Source organism: Brevibacillus sp. AG162 (genome assembly GCF_006715575.1).
GTDB lineage: Bacteria > Bacillota > Bacilli > Brevibacillales > Brevibacillaceae > Brevibacillus > Brevibacillus brevis.
This window is the reverse complement of sequence record NZ_VFNO01000004.1, coordinates 339943-362517: the sequence shown is the minus strand read 5'-3', so window position 1 is coordinate 362517 and position 22575 is coordinate 339943. Positions and strand designations below refer to the sequence as shown.

Genomic DNA, 22575 nt, shown 5'->3' with positions numbered 1-22575 from the left:
TTTTGCGGATAATTCCTGCAAAGAAATCGCTTTCTTTCCATCATGATGAAAAAACCGTCACCTCTCATGAGAATAAGAGAGTGACGGTCCCGTTTTTTACAGGAGTGCTTCTGCAATCTCGTCGACGACGTTATTAATGGCAATCGGGCCGTAATAGGCGATCCACACCGTGGTGTTTACCTCGTAGACCTTGTTTTCCTTGGCAGCTTTCAAGCCTTTCCAAATGGAGCTGTTTTTGTACTCATCTGTCAATGCTTGATTGGCTTTGTCCGTTACGACAAACAAGTGACCAGCCTTCAGCTCTGGCATTACCTCTAGCGAAATCATCGTAGCAGTATCTGATTTATCCATGGCTTGCTTAGGCGGAGTCAGCCCCAAATCGGTATATAAGATGGCAGCTGTACGGTGTTCAATGGTATGCAGTCGAATTGCATTGTCACGCGGACGAATCAGTGCGACAGACTCACCCTTGAGTTTGGTTGCCAGTTCCGCTTTCAATTTGCTCGTTTTCTCCTGGTAGTCCTTTACGATTTGCTCAGCTTCTTGTTCTTTTTCAAGAATTTTTCCGAATGTAAGCAGTGTCTCCCGCCAGTCCTCGTTTCGACCAAACATAATGGTTGGAGCGATTTTGGACAGGTTATCATAGATTTTATCCTGGAACTCCGTGCAAATAATCAAGTCAGGCTCCATAGCTACGACCGCTTCGGAATTAGGCTCGTCCTTTGTCCCGAGTACATGTACATCTTTTAGCTTGTCCATGAGATACTCGGGAAACTTCGTACCGTCCCCCGTTGTAATCACACTGCCTGCAGGCAATTCGCCCAAGGCAATCATTTGATCTGCATATTGTGTATCCAGCACGGCGATTCTCACTGGTTTAAAATCAAGCTTCAGCTCGCCTTTCATGTGCTTAATCGTACGCGGTTCGCTTTTCTTCGCTTCTTGATTCGTGGCGGGTTGCGTTGTATTCGACTGCGTCGCTACCTGATTCGTAGCGCCAGTGGCTGTACTCCCCGTATTGCTAGTATTCGTGCCGCCAGCTGAGCAGGCTCCGAGCAGCAAGGTAAGGCTAAGCATCAGATTCAGCGCCAGCATCGCTTTTGTACTCTTATACATCGGTACGGCTCCCCCATCTCTTGATCGCAAATGACTTTGATTTTCATTTTCAATGTGATCATTATATTTCCACAGCTTTTGACCAGCAATGGAATATCGCGACAAGAGTGATGGACTTTGGCGACGAATTTCCGATGTCAGCTGATTTTCCTTATACACAGAAGGGGAGAAGCCTGTATATTTTTTAAAGATACGACTGAAATAATAGCTGTCTGTATAACCTACTGATTCCGCTACCTCTTTAAGCCCCAAATTCGTTTGACGCAGCAGTTCCTGCGCTTTTTGTATGCGCACCTGGATCAGATAGTCGATAGGACCGACCGCTAGCTGGGCTTTAAAAGTGCGTTGCAGGGATCGGGGACTACAGTTTAAGAGCGCGGCAAAATCATCGAGTGTGAAAGCCTCTGCGTAATGCTCCTCGATATACCTGACGGCCTGAACGACCAAATTCGGTACCGTTACTCCGATTCCTTGCGACTCCATCTGTGCCATTAGCTCACATACGAGTTGATAAAGCAGGGCCTTGGCTCGCAGCTTGTCCAGGTTGCCGTTCTGATTCCATGCTTGCTGCATTCGTGATATTGCGACAAATACATTTGCCTGATGCATGGGAGTAAAGCCGTATTGGATGTGAAAAGGTTGTGTTTGCTCCAGTAAACGTAGCAGCTCTTGCCGACAAGGCAACGGCAAATGAGCTTTGTATAAAATCAGATAGTATTCCAGCTCACCCTTGATTTCCTCGATATCCACGTAAGTACCTTTGCCAGCATGGGCCATATAGCAATTCTTAATAGCATGCGCATTCCCATCAAGACGAATCAGCCCACTGCCCCTCACCGAGAATAGAAAGGCACTAGCCGGCAATTGATAGGATCGCAGCTGCTCTCCAGCTCGCATGACGATATGCCGTACATCGTGTAATCGCACACTTGCCTGATTCCATAGAAAAATATGATCATCCACGTTCATTGTCCTACACTCAACTCCTTGATAGCCCTCCCATCGTTCTTCTATTCATTCTATTTGATAACCATTCTCATTTCTATAGCAAATATCATAGAAAGCGCACTACATCGTTGAAACGGCGCGAACGTAAATAACTTCGTAGGTGACTGGAATCCCCGTTTCTCTTTTATACGTCTGCTCATAGTAACGAATCATTTCTCCAAGAAGTTTTCTGCGCCCAAGACCGCTCCCTTGCTCCATACTTGCACTGGCGCCCACTGCTTTCACGGCATGCAAGAACTCCCGTACCCCCGGATAAGTTAGCCGTTCATATTTCCTAATCACCTCTATATCCGTAAACCCTGCTTGCTCCAGAAGCTCGTGCCAATCACGTGCAGAAAGAAACTCCAAACCATGGCGTACTCCCTTTTCCCCCAAAATCGCATGTGCATTCGCAAACGAATCATGCAGCTCCCAAAAAGTATCGGGTCCAAATGTCGAAAATACCAAAGGTGCTCCGGGCTTCAGGATTCTTCCCAATCCTCTTAGCGTATGCGCTGGCTTGGCAAACCACTGAAAACACGCTCCTGAAACGATCAAATCCTTCGACTTCGCCTGTTGTTCCCAAACCCATTCTTCGGCATCGGCTTGAAAAAATGAGCAAATCAGGCCGTGCTGCTCCAGATTGTTCCTTGCCTGCTCCAGCATACCTGACGCCATCTCTACCGCTTCGTAATGGGCATCAGAAAAATGGCTGCGAATGACGCGGGTTAATCCCCCTGTCCCGCAGCCAATCTCCAGAATGTTTCGCACCTCATTCTCGTTCGTTATTTCTGTCACCATTTGACTCACATGATCGGCCATCTTCTTTTGCACGCGTGCGTATTTTTCGTATGAGACAGCCTTCTCACTAAATCGTCTGCTGATTGCCCTCTTCTGCAAGCTGCTCCACCATCCTCTTTAGCGATTCTCCTACAACCTCCGGAACAAATACATGCGGAGCATGACCACAGTCAGGAATTTGCACGAAATTCGCACCCGTAATGCTACTCGCCAGTTCTTTTCCGGCTGCGAGCGAACAGATAGCATCCTCCGTTCCATGAATAACGAGAGTGGGAGTAGTCAGCGAAGACAGGAACGGGCGGCAATCCTCTTCTTCTAAATAGGACAAGCCCGCAATCAATGCCGCCGTACTCCACTTCTGGCTATCCACCCCCACGCGCAAGTCTGTTAGCACACGCTCTCCTGGTGTTAGCATCTGTTCGACAAATACGTCCATCACCCGCTCGCGTGCTACTGAAAGCTGCCTTTTCATCCTTTGCAAAACAACAGGATGCCACCCCTTGCGAAGGTCTTGCTGTTCGCAGGTAAAACGTGCTGTGGTGCCGATCAAAACAAGTCCTGAGACTGGGTACTGGGCAGCGAGGCGTATTCCGAGCATGCCTCCCATGGACCACCCCACAACAATCAGTTCCTGCGCCGACAGAGAGCGGACTGCCTCTTCTACTCTCTCGTAAAATTGCAAGGAGTCAGTGACGTCCGAATAAGTAGGAATGATGTGCTGATAGGAAGGAAATTGTGAGCGAACTGCATCCCAACTGCATTCCGGCATTCCCCACCCGGTTAGCCACAGCATCACTTTTCTCACGTTATCGCCCCTCCTCTATGAAGCTCGTCTCTGATATCGCTCACTTGCTCGCAAGCCCACTCCAGCTCTTCGAACGTATGGGCAGCCATCACCGTAAAACGGATACGCGCGGTTCCTGCTGGCACGGTAGGGGGTCGAATCGCCACTGCTGCAATCCCTCGCTGCCGAAGCCTTTTGCTGAATTGCAAAGTCCACTCATTTTCTCCTAACGTGAGCGGGATGATTGGCGTATCTTCTTCGTCTACGGTAAACCCGCGTGAGCGAAGCAACTGGCGAAACATGAGCGCATTCTGCCTCACTGCTTTTCTTCGCCAAGACTCTGTTTGCACCACAGACAACGCCGCCAGATTCGAGCCAATCACAGCAGGGGGCAGAGCTGTCGAATACACCAGTGAGCGCGCTTTTGTCATCAAATAACGAATGATGAACTCATCTGCGCATACGTATGCCCCATAAACACCAAATGCCTTGCTGAAGGTTCCCATCAAAACATCGACTTGTCCGGCGATGCCCAGCTCGTGGCACAAGCCCTGCCCTTCTTCACCACGCACTCCCCCTGCATGGGCTTCGTCAACCATCAGCATGGCATCGTAATGCTCTCGCAGTTGTACCAATTCAAGAAGAGGGGCTTTATCACCATCCATGGAGAATATGCTGTCCGTGACAATCCACTTCCGTCTTGCATCCTGGTGCTTTTTCAGCAAAAATTCCAAATGCTCCATGTCGTTATGTCTGTACCGAAAATGCTCCGCCCGACTGAGCACGATCCCATCGACAATGCTGGCGTGATTCAACCGATCACTAAAAACAGCGTCGCCTCTTCCGGCAAGTGCTGCAATTACCCCCGTATTTGCCTGATAGCCGTTCGCAAAGACAAGTGCACCTTCTCGCTCTTTCCACACCGCCAGTTGCTTTTCCAGCTCGTCGTACAAAGCGTAGTTGCCATGGACGAGACGAGAGGCAGTTCCTCCTGCCCCCCACTCCTCTGCCGCCATATTGCCAGCTTCCACGATTCGTTGATCGTGGGCCAAGCCCAAATAGTTGTTCGATGACAGGTTTAATAATCGTTTTCCTTCGACCTGAATCCACGTGCCTGTGCGATCACTGGCTGACTCTACGGTATTCCATTCTCTTGCCAACGATTGTTTCCGCAATGAATCGTATTCTTTTTCCAACCATGTGTATCGTTTGTTCATGGCAGACCTACTGTCCTACAGCGCACACAGCTCGATTTCAAACCCGAGGTCTTCAATCATCTGATGGTCTGTCGTGATTTCTTGCCCGGGCGTCGTCAAATAGTCGCCCACGAACAATGAATTAGCTGCATACAAGGAGAGCGGCTGCAAGGTGCGCAAATTCACTTCGCGACCACCTGCAACGCGAATTTCTTTATCCGGGCAAATAAACCGGAACAAGGCTAGAACACGAAGAGCCTTCATTGCCGGGGTGCGTCCTTTATCCTCCAACGGGGTTCCTGGAATCGCATTTAAAAAATTGATCGGGATGGAATCTGCGTCAAGATTGCGCAGGGCAAACGCCATTTCGACGATCTCCTCATCGCTCTCTCCCATGCCGATGATCACGCCTGCGCATGGCGACATCCCTGCTCTTTTTACGGTATCAACCGTCTGTACACGCTGATCGTATGTGTGCGTTGTCGTAATTGCTTCGTAATGGTTGCGACTTGTGTTGAGATTATGGTTGTAGCGGTGAACACCTGAGTCTTTTAAGCGCGTCGCTTGTTCGTCGCTTAATATCCCTAAGCACGCGCAAATTTTCAGCGGCATCGTCTCGCGGATTTCTTTGACTGCCTCGATGACCTGGCCCAGCTCTCTTTCCGTGGGACCACGCCCTGAGGCGACAATACAGTATGTACCTGCTTTTCGATTCATGGCTTCTCGCGCACCTGCGAGCAATGTCTCCTTGTCCAGCATCGTGTACTTGGATACGGGTGCATTCGAGACAATCGACTGCGAGCAGTAACCGCAATCCTCCGGGCATAGGCCACTCTTGGCGTTGATGATCATGTTCAGTTTGACCTTTTTTCCGAAAAAGTGCTTTCTGACGCGAAAAGCTTCGTTCATGACCAGCAGCAGCTCATCATCTGGCGCTTGCAACACCTTCATTGCTTCTTCCTGCGTAAACTCTTCTTTGTTCATCGCTTTATGAGCGTATCCCTTCCAATCCAGACAGGTGCTTTGCTTCATTTTCTCGTCTCCCCTTCTTATTATTTATGGCTCCACTGACACAACTGACCGATGTCTACGCATTCTCGGATTAGCTGTGTCAACTGCTGGCGCTCAAACGGTTGGTCTATCCATGGAAGCACGCCCCATACGGGAACTCCCCCATAGCTCTCAATCATGCTCGCGTTTGTTTTGACACTCTCATCGATGACACCAGCTGAGTTGGTTTGATTCAGGATGACACCTACAACTTCGATTCCGAGTTCCCGTGCATACCAAACGGACAAGAGCGTATGGTTAATCGTGCCGAGCCCAGCCCGAGCCACGATGAGCATTGGCAGGTTCAGTCGAGCAGCAAGATCCGCCATCGTTTCGGTTGGATTCAATGGAACAATCAGACCACCTGCTCCTTCGACAAGGAGCGCCGGATAACGTTCCATCAGAGGTCGCCCTCCAGCAAGTACTTCCTCCATAGTCAAGCTTTTCCCCTCTGCTTCCGCAGCCAAAAAAGGGGTAAGCGGTGCCTCAAAACAGAGCGGGGCTATCTCCTCACACGCGTCAGGCACTCCGCTCCACGATCTCAAGTGCATAGCGTCACTGCCCTCATCATGTGCTCGTGCACCTGACTGGACTGGCTTCCAAACCCCTATGTCCACTCCTGTCTCACGCAACACGGATGCGATTCCGGCAGTCACAACCGTTTTGCCCACCCCTGTATCTGTTCCTGTGATGAACAATCCGGAAAAGGGCCGATCAGCCATACCAATCACTCCTCCGTATCACCTGACGTTACTTCCTGAATCGATTCCGCCAAAATCCGAACCATGTCAGCCAATTCTTCGGTTGTAGATACTAGCGGTGGGATAAAAACGATAACATTGCCCAACGGTCGTGTCAGAAGCCCTTTTTCTCTCGCTACCTGACACACACGTACACCGACCCGCTCATTCCAGTGATAAGGCTCTTTGATCTCTTTATCCCGAACGAGCTCGATTCCCGCCATCAAGCCTTTTTGCCGGATTTCTCCTACATGAGGCAGGTCGCGAAGTGGCTTTAGCAATTGATCTAGATCGATTGCTTTTTGTGCTACTTGTTGAACGACTTCACGCTCCTCCATCAGCCGCAGGTTGGCGAGAGCAACTGCACAGCCAAGTGGATTTCCCGTGAACGAGTGCCCGTGGAAAAAGGTTTTCTGTTCCTCATAGTCGGCGAAAAAGGCATCATAAATCTGCTCGGTTACTAAGGTAGCCGCTACTGGCAGATACCCTCCCGTGAGCCCTTTTGCGACCGCCATGATGTCTGGCACGACCTCATCATGCTCACAAGCGAACATTTTGCCCGTGCGTCCAAATCCTGTCGCTACTTCGTCGGCGATCAGCAATACATCGTAGGCGCGCAACAGCTCCGCGATTTTTTTCAAGCAACCGTCCGGCATGATAATCATGCCGCTTGCTCCCTGCACGACAGGCTCCACGATCATCGCCGCAATCTCATGAGCTCTTTGCTTCAGCAAACTTTCCAGACTGCTCAATGTGGCCTGAACGGCTGCTTCTTCTCCGCCTTGCCTGTATGGATAAGGGTATGGAATGACATGTGGAGAAAAGAGCAGCGGTTTGTAGACCTGATGGTAGAGAGGAATGGCTCCCACACTGGTGGCTCCAATCGTATCCCCGTGATAGGCATTGTTCATCGTGATAAACGAATGCTTGCCGGTCTGCCCGCGATTTTGCCAGTATTGGAACGCCATTTTCAGTGAGATTTCGACCGCCGTTGCCCCGTTGTCGGAGTAAAAGACTTTACTCAATCCTTTTGGAGCGAGGTGGATCAGCTTTTCCGCTAATAAAATGGATGGGACGTTTGCCATGCCGAGCAAGGTAGAATGGGCAATCTGGTCGAGCTGGTCCGTGATCGCCTGATTCAGCTCGGGAACGTTGTGGCCATGGACGTTCAACCACACAGAGGAAAAACCGTCGTAGTAAGCCTTGCCGTTCACATCGAACAGCTTGATCCCTTCTCCTCTCGCAATAATTAACGGCTCCTGTGCGACGTAGTCTTTCATTTGGGTGAAGGGATGCCAAACGTATTGCTTGTTTTTGGCGGAGAGCTCTGCATAATTATTTAACAACCAAATCACAACCTTGGTTAACATATATTTGTTAACCGTTATTTTAAATTGGTTAACCTATTTTGGCAAAGCTTTTTTCTCGACTTTGAAAAATTAGCAAGAAGGTCCTTCTGGTTTGAGTCAACATAGTGGAGGAGAAGAAAAAGCGCAGTTCTCTTCGACTCTGACACGCCAGCAGGGGGGATTTACTGTCCGTCTACACTTCCAAAAGGGGACCGCCGAGCCAAAGCCACCCTACGGGCGGAAGCTTCTCAAGGAAGAAGTGTTCGACAAGCGTGGTCCCCTTTTGCAAGTTCCGACTGGGTAGGCGTTGTCAAGGTCTACGAGCCCTGCACTTTTTCTTCTCACCAGCTTTGTCAGTTCATCAATACCTTCTAAAACTCCGGAAGGCGACAGAAAAAGGCCAAGCTCCTCTTCGTTAGAGAAGCTTGACCTTTTATACTCCGTCTATTTATCTTGATGCAGGATGCGATAAAGCGCTACGACACACACTGCTCTCGTCGTCGGTTTATTCGGCTGATAATTTCCTCCAACTGGATCAATCAGACCGAGTCCGACCATATTGTTGATGGATGTAGATGCCCAGGATGGCCAGGTCCCTTTATCGGATACCTTTTTCGTCGCTCCCTTTTTATTCACGAGACGATCGAGAATGACTGCAGCCTCTGCGCGAGTGACCGGCTGATCCGGCCGGAAGGTGTTATCTTTATACCCTTTCACCAGGCCTTTGGAAACAGCAACCTGTACGGCACCTTGCGCATAGGAAGGCACCTTATCCTTGAATTTCAGCTTTGGCGAGGAAGGGAGGTCCCATTCAAAAGTGCGCGCGAGCAGGGTGACGAACTGTGCTCTGGTCAAGGAAACCTCTGGACCGAACGTCGTCTCCGTCAAACCCTTCACGTAGCCCTTTTCCGCCATGTAGGTGATTTCTGCCTTGGCTGGATGCTTGGTGATATCGGTAAATCCAGCGCCGCTCGTGCCTGCATTGTCCAGGTAGTACGGAATGTACTTGCCGTAGCCGTTGACTTCATATACCCACTGCCCTTGAGCATTCATGGTTCCAAGCAGCGGATCCAATGTATTGTTCACTTCGTTTACGTACAAGAGTCCAACGCCTTTTCCAGCGAGCCATTGCTTCGGTGCCAAGGTCAACTGAATCGAAGAAGTGGAAATCGCGTCCTCTTGTCCCGCTTTTAGTTCGCCCGGCTTAATCGTAAACGAATAATCAGCAGGCACATATCCTGGCATTGGCTGGGTCACAATCGACTCCACATCAATGAGCGCACTATCCAGGTATGGTGCAGTATTTGCAAAGGAATAATGGAGATCGAGCTCCGCTCCGAGGGACATGCTGCCTGGCAGTTCAGGAACAACGGCCGCATCGCTCGGTTGACCTGTCTGGTTGCCCAAGAGGAGCGAGAATTCGTCGAAGTACAGTGTTCCTTTGTCGTGTGTAATGCCATCATTGGCTTGGTCAACGACATACACACTCTTCAGCTGCAACGGATACGCAACATTGCTCGGGAAGTAGCCTTTGACCTGCTTCCAGCCTGTCCAATCGATCTCTTTTGCCAGATCGACATAGACCGGCTTGCCGTTTGCATCGACTACTTCTGCACGGAGCCAATGTCCGCTGTTGTCACCATTGACCCACAAGCCCAATCCGAGTGGTTTGCCAGGGATGGTCACAGGCTTTGCCCCCAGAACGCCGTACGAAATTCGCATGTTGTTCGCAGGTGCTCCAGAGAAGTTGTACACCAGCTTCGCTGCCTTTTTCGTGCGGAATGTCTGATCAGAAACGAGCGCGAACGAGCCAGCGGAACTGATGCTGGATGGATTTGCCGCATGGTACATGCCTGTCTGATTATCGAAGGTGAGCCATGGTTGCTCAAATTGTCCGACGGCAAATGGTACGGTTGTCGCCACGCCATCATACGTAATCGTCAGGTTTCCGTTGCCCGGCTCATTGCCTGCTACCAGTTGCAGATTGTCGTTAATCGTTGCTACAGAAGAATCGACACTCGCTTTTACGCTAAGTGGCGTTGCTTGTACGGTAGAGCCCTTCTTCGTTTTGATTTTGACATCGAGATTAAGGGATTGTCCCGGTGCAATCGTGATCGGATTCGGGGAAACGATGATTTGCTGGACATCGTTGCCGGAAATGACTTGAATGTCTTTATTTTGCGTCACATTGCCCAATCGCGCTGTCAATGTGATCTTGCCGGAGCGAGCTGGTGTGAATTGCTTGCCATTTACGGTTCCTGCTTCGGACTGGCTCGCATCCCAACTCACGTCGCCTGCATTGATCGCATATGGCTGGTAATGAACGTCATATCCTTTGGATGCGCTGAGCGGGATAGATTGTCCGATAAGCACATCTGCCGGTACATCGATTTGGAAGCCTTTCAATTCTCCAGCAGGTGCCGTGTTGTATACGGCCAGTCCAGTAGGCACTCGACGCTCAGCACCGCCGCTCGGCTTATTCGCCAGATTCGCGTGTGTCTCACCCAGCATGCGAGCTGCCATGGTCGTAGAGCCACCACCGTCAAAGTTTACAGCCCGATAAGAGCCGAGCTCCGCCATGATTTTTGCCAGTTCGTCCAAATAAACACCTTGGCTCGCATCGATCGTGACCATGTACAAGGTCTTCCCGTCCTGGGAAACACCGACCGCTGTGCGTGCCGTTTTGTTCGTGATGGACTTGTCCGCTGGAAAGGACGAAAGTGCTTTCCCTTGATCGACTAAAAGGACATTGCCACCCACCGCATGATTCAAGTCGAGTGTCTGCGGTGTTGTTTGGTACTCAACTGTTGCAGTAGCGCCTACTGGGAAGTTTTGTTTGAGAAAGGCTCCTGCTGCTCCATGTCCCCAAAGGACATAGCCGTTGTAAGGTATGTATACGCCAGGTTGATTCACACGAACTTCTTTGGCTACGTTGTCTACAAACAGAATCTCGACGACATCTTTGTAGCCCGATATGGTCCCCAAGCTGTTTTTGCCAAAGGAAGGGGTATAGACGTTCAGTTGGTTCTGGTGACTTTTTCGTCCATCACTCGGGTTGTACTCTTCCTTGTTAACTCCTTGAATCGAATAGGTAGCGCCATTAGGAGCTGTAACCTTGCCGCCAAAGCCAAACTTGTCGACGATAGCCATCTTGTCTCCAGTCAAGCCTAGCGCGTACCAGTAGGAGACCAAGCCCATGGAAGAAATGAGTTCGTCGTCTTTCATGACAATGCCAAACGGCGCTCCCCGCTTCGACATGTTAAAAAAGTCGGCATTGATCGCTGCTACAGCTCCTGTTTCACGCGCCATTTGTGTAACCGTCTGCCTGTCTGTCAGCTTGCCTTTCGTTCCGTATACCGGTTTGACCTCAACGTAAGGATTATTCATGTCAACCTTGGTCACCATGATCGTGACTACTTGGTTGGCAAATGATTTCGTATATTTCTGCAAAGTGGTCCCTTCACCAATTGGGGTTTGCCACATCATATTCAATGCACTGGTTTCCGCTCTGGCGTGTGCGACATTGGTCGCAAACGGCACAAACGGAACAAAAGCTCCCCAGGCCATGGTCGTGGCCGTGAGCAGCGTCACTATCCTTTGCGCTCTCATGTTGGTAACTCCTCTCCGTATTCCAAACTCTGTCTTTCTACCATCTAAGCCAAGCAACTAAATATTAGACGCAAAAGGTCATGGATAGTTTCGCCAATTCTCTCGATTCTCTATTAGAAAAACATACCAAATCGTCAGTCATCAAAACTAAAATATCCCTCTCCAACAAGAAACCCGCCCAGTTTTGACGAACGGTACCTGGCGGGTTTTCCTAGCTGTATGTTACTGACCTGGTTGGAAAGGCTCTGGTGGTTCAGCTCGCAAACCAAAATGATAGAGGATTGCTTCTACGATACGGCGGGAAGCCTCGCCATCCCCGTACGGGTTGACAGCGTGCGCCATTGCATCGTAAGCCGCTTGGTTGGTCAGCAATTCTTTTGCCATTGCATAAACTTGCTCTTCGTCGGTTCCCACGAGCTTCAACGTGCCTGCTTCAATACCCTCAGGACGTTCTGTCGTATCGCGCAGAACCAGAACTGGTACGCCAAGAGAAGGCGCTTCCTCCTGCACCCCGCCAGAATCGGTCAGGATGAGATGGGCACGACGAGCGAAGTTGTGGAAATCAAGGGCATCCAATGGTTCGATCAACGAAATGCGATCGTGGTTTCCGAGAATCTCCTGCGCCACTTCTTGTACAGCAGGATTCAAGTGAACCGGATACACAACAGCAATCTCAGGATGCTCGTCCACCAGTCTTCGAACTGCACGGAAAATACGGCGCATCGGCTCGCCCAAATTTTCGCGGCGGTGTGCCGTCATCAGCACCAGCTTCTGACCAGCTGCGCGATCAAGCACCGGATGCGTGTAATCCTCGCGAACCGTTGTTTTCAGCGCGTCAATCGCTGTATTTCCTGTCACGTAGATGCTCTTTTCCGGCTTTGCTTCGCGACGAAGATTGTCAGCCGATCCATTGGTCGGAGAGAAGTGAAGGTCAGCCATTACACCTGTCAACTGACGGTTCATCTCTTCCGGGAACGGCGAGTACTTGTCCCATGTGCGCAAGCCCGCTTCCACGTGCCCAATCGCGACTTGATTATAAAAAGCAGCCAGACTCGCCACAAAAGTGGTTGTCGTATCCCCGTGTACGAGGACAATGTCTGGTTTTACTTCCTTCATCGTTTCATCCAGGCTCTCCAATGCGCGAGTGGTTACACCCACCAGCGTTTGACGATCCTTCATGATGTTCAAATCAATGTCTGGTTGAATATCAAAAATGTCCAAAACCTGATCGAGCATTTGACGATGTTGGGCCGTCACGCAAACAACCGATTCGATCTGTTCGCTGTACTTGTTCAATTCATGGACAAGCGGCGCCATTTTAATCGCTTCCGGACGTGTGCCGAATACCGTCATTACTTTTACAGTTTTCATCCGTTTTTCCCTCTCTGATTACTTCGTGCCGTACAAGCGGTCACCCGCATCGCCCAAGCCTGGCACGATGTATCCATGGTCGTTTAAATATTCATCAACAGCCGCTACGTAAATATCTACATCAGGATGCTCGTCCTGAACCAGCTTGATGCCTTCTGGAGCAGCGATGAGGCACATCAATTTCAAGTTTTTCGCTCCACGTTTTTTCAAAGCAGTAAGAGCGGCAACAGCAGAACCACCAGTCGCCAGCATCGGGTCAGTTACGATCAACTCACGCTCAGCAACATCGGATGGCAGCTTCACATAGTACTCAACAGGCTGCAGGGTTTCCGGATCACGGTAAAGACCTACGTGTCCTACTTTGGCAGCAGGGATCAGCCTCATCAGGCCATCCACCATACCAAGACCAGCACGCAGAATCGGTACCAACCCTACTTTTTTACCAGCAATTACATTCGACTGACAGGTAGCCACTGGCGTTTCGATGGTGGTTTCCTCCAACGGCATATCACGAGTAATTTCATAGCCCATCAGAGTAGTCACTTCATCTACCAGTTCGCGAAATTCCTTGGTCCCTGTATTCTTGTCACGAATATACGTAACTTTATGCTGAATCAGCGGATGGTCAAACACATATACACGGCTCATGTCATTTCCTCCGTTTCCCTATCAATGCATCCTTTCCATAATAGCTGGTGAGAGTGGCTCCGTCAATTTGCCTAATCTTCGTACTTTTTCGCATCCTTGATCCCTATCAACAGTGGACAAGTGAAAAAAAAGCAGACCCATATGGGAAAATTTCCACTGGGTCTGCTTCTCGTTGCCTTGCTTAGATATTCAATCCTTCGTACATCGGGAAACGTTGGCACAAAGCTGCCACACGTTGGCGTGCTTCCTCGTGCTTCGCAGCATCCTCTGGGTTTTTCAATGTCAGAGCGATAATCGCTGCTACTTCTTTCATTGCTTCCTCATCAAAACCACGGCTCGTTACTGCTGGCGTACCCATGCGGACACCGCTTGTAACAAACGGGCTTTGTGTATCGTAAGGGATGGTATTCTTGTTCGTAGTAATGCTTACCTCGTCCAACAGATGCTCAGCGACTTTACCTGTCAGGCCGATTTTGCTTACATCAACCAATACGAGGTGGTTATCCGTTCCGCCGGAAACGAGCGTCAGTCCTTCTGCCGTCAATGCCTCAGCAAATGCACGTGCATTCTTGATGATGCGAGTTGCGTAATCCTTGAACTCTGGTTGCAGGTTTTCGCCGAAGGCAACCGCTTTTGCTGCGATCACATGCATCAACGGACCACCTTGAACGCCCGGGAATACGGATTTGTCGATGCCTTTCGCGAATTCTTCTTTGCACAAAATCAAACCGCCACGTGGTCCACGCAGAGTCTTGTGCGTCGTAGAAGTAACGAAATGCGCGTGCGGTACTGGGTTTGGATGCAGACCTGCCGCAACCAGACCAGCGATGTGCGCCATGTCCACCATGAAGTATGCGCCCACTTCATCCGCGATCTCACGGAACTTGGCAAAATCAATCGTACGCGGATAAGCACTCGCACCACAAACGATCAGTTTTGGCTTGTGCTCCAATGCTTTTGCACGAACAACTTCATAGTTGATCAGGTGAGTATCTTCATCTACACCGTAATCAACGAAATTGTACAGAGTACCGGAGAAGTTTACTGCACTACCATGCGTCAAGTGACCACCGTGGGACAGGTTCATTCCCAGTACAGTGTCGCCTGGCTGAAGAATCGTGAAGTATACAGCCATGTTCGCCTGAGCACCGGAGTGTGGTTGTACGTTTGCATGTTCAGCGCCGAAAATTTCTTTTACGCGGTCGCGCGCGATGTTTTCCACGATATCCACATACTCGCAACCACCATAATAGCGGCGGCCTGGGTAACCTTCTGCGTATTTGTTCGTCAAAACGGTTCCCATTGCTTCCATAACTGCGCGGCTTACGAAGTTTTCAGAAGCAATCAGCTCAATCTTGTCGCGTTGTCTTCCGAGTTCCAATTGAATGGCTTCCATTACTTGCGGGTCTTGTTTGCGCAAAAAATCTAGCATAGTAGTTTCTCCTCCTCTTTTACGTGCAGCTTTCATTCGGTAGTGTCTTCTCATACACGGCACGCGGTCCGCCAATCAGCTTGGGGCGTGTGCGCGCTGCCGTAACATGTGCTTGTCCAACGAGACGCAATGTCGGACGAACCGGTACTGCCACATGCTTTAGATGCATGCCGATAAGCGTATGGCCGATGTCTATGCCTGCATGCGCGCGAATTTGCTCCACAACGGCTGCATCCGTGAACTGTGTAAATGCATGCGCAGCCATAGAGCCTCCAGCAGTCGGAACGGGAACAACCGAGACCTCTTCCAGTCCAAATCGCAATGCCACATCGCGCTCGACGACCAGAGCCCTGTTCAAATGTTCACAACATTGAAAGGCAACAGCAAAGCCGCGCTTCTCTACAACAGATTGGATTCCACGATACAGAGCTTTTGCTACATCTTGGCTGCCAGCTTTTCCGATATGCTCCCCGAGCACCTCGCTGGTACTGCATCCAATCACCATGAGTTGTCCGGCTGCAAGCTCTGCCATATCGGCTACTTCTGCGACAATGTCACTGATTTGTTTTTCGATAGCGGATAAATCCACTTACTTCACTCCCGCATGCTTCGCTTCAATTTGGGAAATCTTTTCCACACGACGTTCGTGTCGACCACCTTGAAACTCTGTTTCCAACCAAATTTTCACGATATCAAGCGCAAGACCCGGTCCAATGACCCGCTCACCCATCGCCAACACATTCGTGTTGTTATGCTCACGGGTAGCGCGTGCAGAAAACGTATCATGCACGAGTGCACAACGAATGCCTGGAACCTTGTTGGCTGCGATTGACATGCCGATACCTGTTCCGCAAACGAGAATGCCTCGATCAAACTCCCCCGCTGCCACCTTTTCTGCTACTGGCAAAGCATAATCGGGATAATCAACCGATTCCTCGCAGGTGCAGCCGAAGTCTTCCGTCTGGATGTTCATGGAGGCCAGCAGAGTCTTGATCTCCTCTTTTAGCTTGTATCCACCGTGATCAGCAGCAAGTGCTACTTTCATCTGTCATCCCTCGCTTGTCTCATAATCTTCGTCTAGTATACATCAAAAAACAATAAGTAAAAAGTGAACATTTTTATCAGGGCATTAAAAAATCGTTCGTACTCTCATAAAAAACAAGGCCCTGGCTATACACCAGCACCTTATTCATCCACTGATTTACGAAGACCTGGGTCCTTAAACATCATGGAGAGCCTTTCCAGTGACTCTTCGATTTCTTCGGCACACCTGCGATAATCCATCAGTGATCCCCCATATGGATCAGCAATATCACTAAAGCCTTCTATCCCAACGAACTCCTGCAGGGTATGAACCTTTTCAGCCGCTGAGGGGAAATACGTCAAGATCGCGCGCTTATGACCGTGCGTCATCGTCAAAATGACATCAGACCATTCAATCAACCCTTCGTCTACCTTGCTGGCCTTATGATCGTGGGCAATTCCTCGCTCATCTAATACTTGCTTGGCGTGCAAGGAGGCATCCTGACCAGCAAATGCCGCCACTCCAGCTGAGCGTATCTCAAGTCCCTGTCCGTCTGTCTTCGCACGGAACATCGCTTCTGCCATTGGGCTTCGGCACGTATTTCCCGTACAGACGAATAGTATCCGTTTCACGTATCGTTCCTCCTCTCCTCTTAATTAGTCCGGTTATATCATAAATTTTAACCCAAAACCAAACAAAATAAGTCCACCTACTAATTCGCTATAATCCCCAAGCCACCCTCCCACACTCCTGCCTAACAATAAACCGAAGTAAGACATGGTGGCACCCATGATTCCAAAAAGGGAGATGGCCAAAATTCGATTGACCTCGATCAAGCCGAACGAGAAGCCGACGGTGAAAGCATCCAGGCTGACACTTAATGCGAAGAGCATAAGTCCGAACCCTTTTGTCTTCAACACACTTTTTTGATCCCCTTGGACGAAGCCATTCCATAGCATATGCAAGCCAATGATCATCAGGACACCGCCGCCAATAAACACGGCTATATCTCCAACCAAATCGGACAAGTATGCTCCAACGACAATCCCAATGATCGGCATCATAATGTGAAACAGTCCGATGGTGATACTTACTTTGACAATCTCTCGTAACCGAATCCCGACCATTCCTACGCCAATTCCCAACGAAAAGGCATCCATACTTAAGGCGAAAGCAATAATGAGCAACGTCAAAAATTGCCCCCATTGGAATAACACCTGGTCCAAGCAGCTCCCCTCCCGTCTCTTCACCTTATGCGGACAAGGGGGAGTTTAGGACAGGTTTACACGGACAAGACACGGCCTCCAGCAGCCTTTTCCAAGCGATTCATCACAGCCATACCCAACCCGTTTCGCGGGAAAGTCTCACCGACAATATACTGCACTTCTTGGTCGTCGAATTCCCGCAGCACAGCATAAAGCTGTTGGGCAATCACTTCCAGATCCGCTTGTGATCCGACCACCAGAACGACATCTGCCGCCGCGTGGCTTTGCCAAAACGGAGCTGTTTCTTCCGTTGCGAGCACACCCGTTTTTTGACCGTGCTGCTTCGCCTGTTGCAGCATGTCTTCCATTTTCCCCCGAACTTTTTCACTCTCTCCTGACACTAGCCACATTTCCCCCTCAGGAGCGTAATGCGTGTATTTCATCCCTGGAGAGCGTGGTGCCTCGGCTGCTCCCACTTGAAAAGAAGGGTCGAGTTCCACATAGCCAATCACTGGTTCCATTTGCTCCCGTGTGATGCCCCCTGGCCGCAGAATCATAGGCGGGTCCTGCGTCACATCAATGACAGTAGACTCTACCCCAACACCTGTTGCCCCACCATCGACCACACCTGCTACGCGTCCATCCAAATCAGCCAATACATGCGCCGCTGTCGTTGGACTCGGACGTCCAGAGCGATTGGCGCTCGGAGCTGCAATCGGTACTCCCGCTTCCTTTATCAGCGCCAAGGCAATCGGATGATCAGGCATGCGAACCCCGACTGAATCCAGTCCTGCCGTTACCAGCGAAGCTACCTGATCCGTTTTTGGCAAAATCACCGTCAAGGGTCCAGGCCAAAACGCCTCCATCAGCTTTTTCCCTTTCTCCGGAACCTCACTTGCTACCGTGGACAACTGGTCCCACGCTCCAATATGTACAATCAGCGGATTATCGCTGGGTCTGCCTTTTGCTGTAAATATTTTTTCCACTGCTTCATCTGATAATGCATTCGCTCCCAAGCCGTAAACCGTCTCCGTGGGAAACGCGACAACTGCCCCTTCTCGAAGAAAACGGGCTGCATCCACAATCTGTGCACAACTATGCTGATTTTCCACATCGTTATCCACAGACCAGACTTTTGTCACAAAATTCATTTCCATCGTTAAAAAATCCTTTCTCTAGCTCGTTTCTTTGTAAGGAGTGCCTTAAGTATAGATGTGCACCAAAAAGTTTTCAACAGGCTGTGGGTAACTTGTGAATAACTTTTCTGAACAGCGTGGAAAACGGAACATTGTTACCTTTTTTTAACTTCATCCGTCATAGGCTTGTAGTAGAATGAATACGAAAACAAAACAATAACTTTCCCTTTATCGAAAGGACCGTGAATGAAATGTCATCTTTTAAATCCTTAGCTTCCAGCCTGCTTGGCACAGCTGTATTGTTAACAGCCGTCGCTGCTCCAGTATTTGCAGCACCTGCTTCACCTGCACCCTCCACAAAGCCTGCTGTACAAGCGCCAAAGCCACAAGCTAACGGTGTCGTGTTCACACCAAAAACCATTACGGTCGATACGAAAGAATTTCAAGGTAAAGTATCCATCCCAGTGATTAGCGGGATGAAGGATAAAGCTTTTGAAGCAAAACTGAACGCTACTCTTCTGAAAGAAGCACAAACAGGCTTGGCGGAAGGACAAAAAGCCGGCAAAGAAGATGCGGCAGAAGCGAAAAAACACGGCTGGGAGCCACGTCCTCATTCGCTCGACATCTCCTATGAGGTACACAATGCCGGCAAGCTCGTTTCTTTCTCGGTACAGACATACATTTATACAGGCGGAGCACATGGCATGACGGATGTTACGTATTACACCATCGATAATCAAGCCAAGGCAAAACAATTGAAGCTGGCTGACCTGTTCCAGTCTGGCTATGACTACCGTACCATTCTCACTCAAATCATTGCACAACAAATCAAAGAAAAAACCCAGACGGATGGCTTTAATCCTTACGATGGATTCGAAAGCATCAGAGAGGATCAAGGATTCTCCTTTAAAGATGGCAACTTGATGATCCACTTTGGTCAATACGAAATTGCCGCTTATGCAGCAGGAATGCCAGAGTTCGCGATCCCTGCTCATCGTTACCAAGGTCTGTTGAAGCCTGAGATTCGTGAGGCTTTGTTCAAAAAGTAAGGATAGCAATTCAAAACGACACCTGCACATGCGGAGGGTGTCGTTTTTTATGTCCAGCTTAGGAGAGCCAGCTCTCAATTTTTTCCCATAAGTAAAATCTCACTTCTACTTTAGGAGCAGAGGCGGTTATTTCCTCTACTTTTTCTACCTCTTCGGACTCTTCTGCCTCTACTTTTGTTTGCTCAGCGTCCACACTATTTGATTCGGAATGTCGCCCTACTTCGTTCTCTTCTAAGGGTAAGACCGCTACTGACTTTCTATCAACCCCATCATAGTATTCCTCTTCCTCTGGTACAGCTACTGTTGTTTGCTCCGATTCTTCAGGCTCTGGAGTTGGCTCGGCTTGTACAGCGTCGCCATTGGACATGTCAATAAAGCAGAGCGGCGGGAACAGGACACACCACCAGTTTTGACCTTTTGCCTCTCCAATTTGAACACGGACTGCTCGGTAATTACCCGCAGGATACACATAGGAGCCGTACAGCTTCGTCGGAAAAGGGACTTGGCCAAAGTCGACTACAGCTTTGTACGAAAAACCGCGCTCCTTGATCGTTTTGTCTACGACTTGTTGAAGGACAGGCAATTGTGTTTGAATCACTTGCTCTGCTTCCTCCAAAGTCTTGATATCATCCGCCCACGTATTCATTTGAGCGATAATCGCATCTCTGACTTCGCGCTTTAACCATTGATCTTGGACAGAATCGCTGTTCGCAATAATACGCAAGCGAACGGATTCCTGAGGGATCGGCCCATTATCCAACACATTGGCCGAAGTAAGCTGTCCCTCCCAGCTCATCATAAGCATAAACAGGCTAAATGCCATCAACAACATCCGTTTCATCGTTATCCGTCTCCCTCTATACTGATCTTCTCTCTTTAGCAATCAGTATGGACAGATTCACACGATTTCAAACATTCTTTCCCTATGTAAAAAAGGCGAGACGAGTCAGCGCTATCGTCTCACTCCGATAACAACCCGCTCGATCCCCGCCAAATCTGGAACAATCTCTACTTCATCCATGACACCGGATGCCCGCATCAATGCCGCTACATCCCCAGCCTGATAAATGCCTACCTCAAACGCTACGACCGCTCTTTCTTTCAATAGTTTCGGCAACGCATCACACAGTCGACGATAGCAATCCAGACCATCTTCGCCGCCATCCAAAGCCAAGCGAGGTTCATGTACGCGCACTTCATCGTCCAGCTCCTCGACATCGCGACTCGGGATATAAGGCGGATTGGATACGAGGATGTCAATCTTTTCGCCTGCTTCCAAAAGCGGCTGCACCAAATCCCCTTGTAGAAAGCGGACATCTGCACCAAGACGACTTGCATTTTCCCGAGCGATTGCCGTTGCCTCAGGAGACAGGTCCACCGTAGTCACGCGCCATTGCGGTTTTTCTAACGCGAGCGTAATGCAGATGGCTCCGCTCCCTGTGCCGATATCCACCACCGCCAGCTCTTCCCGCTCAGGCCAGAGCTTTGCAGCGGCAGCCATCACTTGCTCCACCAGTATTTCCGTTTCCGGCCTAGGGATCAGCACACCTGGTCGCACCGTAAAAGAACGCCCGTAAAACTCCTGTTCGCCAAACATGTATTGCAATGGCTCGTTATTCGCCCTGCGCATGCACAGTCCGTCCAGCTTCCCCAATGTTTCTGCATCGATAGAATCCGTCATCGCCATTAAAAAGCGCGTCCGATCCCAGTCGAGACAGTGACGAATCATTAGCTCCGCTTCGAACAAAGGATCCTTTGTCCCTTTTTCCCGCAAAAAGGAAGAAGCCCGTAAGAGGGCTTCTCGAATCGTCGTGACATCAGACCAATCAAGCTGAGTGTGCATGGCTTTTCAAAAGCTCCGTTTGTTCATGCAGGATCAGGTTGTCGATCACTTCATCCAATTCGCCTTCCAATACCGATTCCAGTCGGTGCAGGGTCAGACCGATGCGGTGGTCGGTCACGCGGCTTTGTGGATAATTGTACGTGCGGATGCGCTCGCTTCGGTCACCAGTACCCACCAAGCTTTTGCGCGTAGCATCTGCTTCCGCATTTTGTTGTTGCATGTAGAAATCATACAGACGAGCGCGCAATACACGCAGCGCTTTGTCTTTGTTGGAATGCTGGGATTTCTCGTCCTGACAAGAAACCATGATCCCTGTAGGAATATGCGTTACGCGAACCGCAGACTTGGTCGTGTTAACGCTCTGACCGCCTGCACCACTGGAGCAGAACGTATCGATGCGGATATCTTTTTCGTGTACTTCCACTTCCACGTCTTCTGCTTCTGGCAGAACCAGTACAGTCGCAGTAGAAGTATGGATGCGTCCGCCGGATTCGGTAGCCGGGATGCGTTGCACACGATGCGCGCCGCTTTCGAATTTCATTTTGCTGTAGGCACCACGACCGGACAGCGAGAAGACAATTTCCTTGTATCCGCCGATATCTGTTGGGCTTGCCTCCAACACTTCAATTTTAAAAGCGTTGCGCTCTGCAAAACGCGTGTACATACGGAAAAGCACAGCGGCAAACAGTGCAGCTTCATCGCCACCCGCAGCACCGCGGATTTCCACAATCACGTTTTTCTCATCGTTCGGGTCTTTAGGAAGCAACAGGATCTTCAAGCGATCTTCCAGTTGTTCCTTGCGTGCTGACAATTCATTGAGCTCGAGCTTGACCATTTCACGCATCTCGTCATCCAGCTTCTCTTCCAGCATCGCTTTCGCGTCGTCGATTTGACTCACCACTGATTTATATTCACGGTATGTCGTTACCGTCTCTTCCAACGAAGATTGTTCCTTGGACAGTTCACGCAAGCGTTTTGTATCACTAATGACGTCGGGGTCACATAGGAGGTTGGTTACTTCTTCAAAACGCTCTTCGACTGCAGATAAGCGTGTAAACATTTTTATTTCACCCCATCGCAAAGAATAATAGCCTTTTGGCGCAGGCGAAGCCTTGGTAGCATGTATGTTAGATATGAATTGCGATAAAATGCTATCTACCATAAAAACGGTTATAACAGATAAATTATAGGAGGAATGGCGCAAGAAGTCAAAGCGCATTATTACTGGAAATGTT

The 22575-nt window shown here is 49.7% G+C and carries 21 protein-coding genes; 2 read left to right on the top strand and 19 right to left on the bottom strand.

Annotated features, from left to right (window positions below; translation table 11 throughout):
• Positions 1 to 96: 96 nt before the first annotated feature.
• The 7 genes from FB479_RS15515 to bioA form a co-directional block, all read right to left on the bottom strand.
• The gene (locus FB479_RS15515) at positions 97 to 2085 is read right to left on the bottom strand and encodes an ABC transporter substrate-binding protein (protein WP_142065896.1); all 1989 of its coding nucleotides are present in this window, start codon (positions 2083 to 2085) and stop codon (positions 97 to 99) included.
• Between the two features lie 99 nt (positions 2086 to 2184).
• Positions 2185 to 3003 carry a malonyl-ACP O-methyltransferase BioC gene (bioC, locus tag FB479_RS15510; protein ID WP_142065895.1) on the bottom strand — a complete coding sequence of 273 codons (819 nt, stop codon included), beginning with the start codon at positions 3001 to 3003 and terminating at the stop codon, positions 2185 to 2187.
• Complete coding sequence (locus FB479_RS15505) at positions 2972 to 3709, bottom strand: alpha/beta fold hydrolase (RefSeq protein WP_142065894.1); 738 nt, start codon at positions 3707 to 3709, stop codon at positions 2972 to 2974. The genes bioC and FB479_RS15505 overlap by 32 nt, the downstream gene beginning before the upstream one ends.
• On the bottom strand, positions 3706 to 4905 hold the full coding sequence (gene bioF, locus FB479_RS15500) for an 8-amino-7-oxononanoate synthase (RefSeq protein ID WP_142065893.1): 1200 nt from the start codon (positions 4903 to 4905) through the stop codon (positions 3706 to 3708). Before bioF ends, FB479_RS15505 begins: the two co-directional genes overlap by 4 nt.
• A 15-nt stretch (positions 4906 to 4920) precedes the next feature.
• Entirely contained in the window at positions 4921 to 5916 is a 996-nt protein-coding gene (bioB, locus tag FB479_RS15495) for a biotin synthase BioB (RefSeq protein ID WP_106654774.1), read from the bottom strand.
• Between the two features lie 20 nt (positions 5917 to 5936).
• Positions 5937 to 6656, bottom strand: coding sequence for a dethiobiotin synthase (gene bioD / locus FB479_RS15490; RefSeq protein WP_142065892.1), 720 nt, complete (start codon positions 6654 to 6656; stop codon positions 5937 to 5939).
• A gap of 5 nt (positions 6657 to 6661) precedes the next feature.
• Positions 6662 to 8044 carry an adenosylmethionine--8-amino-7-oxononanoate transaminase gene (bioA, locus tag FB479_RS15485; RefSeq protein WP_142065891.1) on the bottom strand — a complete coding sequence of 461 codons (1383 nt, stop codon included), beginning with the start codon at positions 8042 to 8044 and terminating at the stop codon, positions 6662 to 6664.
• Positions 8045 to 8135: 91 nt separating this feature from the next.
• Between bioA and FB479_RS15480 the strand changes: the two genes are divergently transcribed.
• Positions 8136 to 8327: a hypothetical protein gene (locus FB479_RS15480; RefSeq protein WP_142065890.1), complete on the top strand. Its 192-nt coding sequence runs from the start codon at positions 8136 to 8138 to the stop codon at positions 8325 to 8327.
• A 140-nt stretch (positions 8328 to 8467) separates the two neighbouring features.
• Here the strand turns inward: FB479_RS15480 and FB479_RS15475 are convergent, their stop codons facing one another.
• The 9 genes from FB479_RS15475 to FB479_RS15435 form a co-directional block, all read right to left on the bottom strand.
• Entirely contained in the window at positions 8468 to 11632 is a 3165-nt protein-coding gene (locus tag FB479_RS15475; RefSeq protein ID WP_142065889.1) for a phosphodiester glycosidase family protein, read from the bottom strand.
• A gap of 222 nt (positions 11633 to 11854) precedes the next feature.
• Positions 11855 to 13003 (bottom strand): non-hydrolyzing UDP-N-acetylglucosamine 2-epimerase, encoded by a 1149-nt coding sequence (gene wecB, locus FB479_RS15470; RefSeq protein ID WP_142065888.1) that lies wholly within the window; start codon positions 13001 to 13003, stop codon positions 11855 to 11857.
• Positions 13004 to 13021: 18 nt separating this feature from the next.
• A complete protein-coding gene (gene upp, locus FB479_RS15465; RefSeq protein WP_047069825.1) occupies positions 13022 to 13651 on the bottom strand; it encodes a uracil phosphoribosyltransferase in 630 nt (209 codons plus the stop codon).
• Between the two features lie 181 nt (positions 13652 to 13832).
• The gene (locus FB479_RS15460; protein WP_142065887.1) at positions 13833 to 15083 is read right to left on the bottom strand and encodes a serine hydroxymethyltransferase; all 1251 of its coding nucleotides are present in this window, start codon (positions 15081 to 15083) and stop codon (positions 13833 to 13835) included.
• Positions 15084 to 15102: 19 nt separating this feature from the next.
• Positions 15103 to 15672, bottom strand: coding sequence for a TIGR01440 family protein (locus FB479_RS15455; RefSeq protein WP_142065886.1), 570 nt, complete (start codon positions 15670 to 15672; stop codon positions 15103 to 15105).
• Positions 15673 to 16128 carry a ribose 5-phosphate isomerase B gene (rpiB, locus tag FB479_RS15450; RefSeq protein WP_007725502.1) on the bottom strand — a complete coding sequence of 152 codons (456 nt, stop codon included), beginning with the start codon at positions 16126 to 16128 and terminating at the stop codon, positions 15673 to 15675. It lies immediately after the preceding gene.
• A gap of 140 nt (positions 16129 to 16268) precedes the next feature.
• Complete coding sequence (locus FB479_RS15445) at positions 16269 to 16739, bottom strand: low molecular weight protein arginine phosphatase (protein WP_106654782.1); 471 nt, start codon at positions 16737 to 16739, stop codon at positions 16269 to 16271.
• 33 nt (positions 16740 to 16772) lie between these two features.
• Positions 16773 to 17333, bottom strand: coding sequence for a manganese efflux pump MntP (locus FB479_RS15440; RefSeq protein WP_106654783.1), 561 nt, complete (start codon positions 17331 to 17333; stop codon positions 16773 to 16775).
• A 56-nt stretch (positions 17334 to 17389) separates the two neighbouring features.
• Positions 17390 to 18469 (bottom strand): L-threonylcarbamoyladenylate synthase, encoded by a 1080-nt coding sequence (locus FB479_RS15435; RefSeq protein WP_142065885.1) that lies wholly within the window; start codon positions 18467 to 18469, stop codon positions 17390 to 17392.
• A 230-nt stretch (positions 18470 to 18699) separates the two neighbouring features.
• Here FB479_RS15435 and FB479_RS15430 point away from each other — a divergent pair, with 230 nt between their 5' ends.
• Positions 18700 to 19497 carry a DUF3298 and DUF4163 domain-containing protein gene (locus FB479_RS15430; RefSeq protein WP_106654785.1) on the top strand — a complete coding sequence of 266 codons (798 nt, stop codon included), beginning with the start codon at positions 18700 to 18702 and terminating at the stop codon, positions 19495 to 19497.
• Positions 19498 to 19555: 58 nt separating this feature from the next.
• On the opposite strand, the gene spoIIR is transcribed toward FB479_RS15430, so the two are convergent.
• The 3 genes from spoIIR to prfA form a co-directional block, all read right to left on the bottom strand.
• Positions 19556 to 20338, bottom strand: coding sequence for a stage II sporulation protein R (gene spoIIR, locus FB479_RS15425; RefSeq protein WP_142065884.1), 783 nt, complete (start codon positions 20336 to 20338; stop codon positions 19556 to 19558).
• A gap of 111 nt (positions 20339 to 20449) precedes the next feature.
• Positions 20450 to 21340, bottom strand: coding sequence for a peptide chain release factor N(5)-glutamine methyltransferase (gene prmC, locus FB479_RS15420; protein ID WP_142065883.1), 891 nt, complete (start codon positions 21338 to 21340; stop codon positions 20450 to 20452).
• Positions 21324 to 22400: a peptide chain release factor 1 gene (gene prfA, locus FB479_RS15415; RefSeq protein WP_047069834.1), complete on the bottom strand. Its 1077-nt coding sequence runs from the start codon at positions 22398 to 22400 to the stop codon at positions 21324 to 21326. Before prfA ends, prmC begins: the two co-directional genes overlap by 17 nt.
• Between the last annotated feature and the right edge of the window lie 175 nt (positions 22401 to 22575).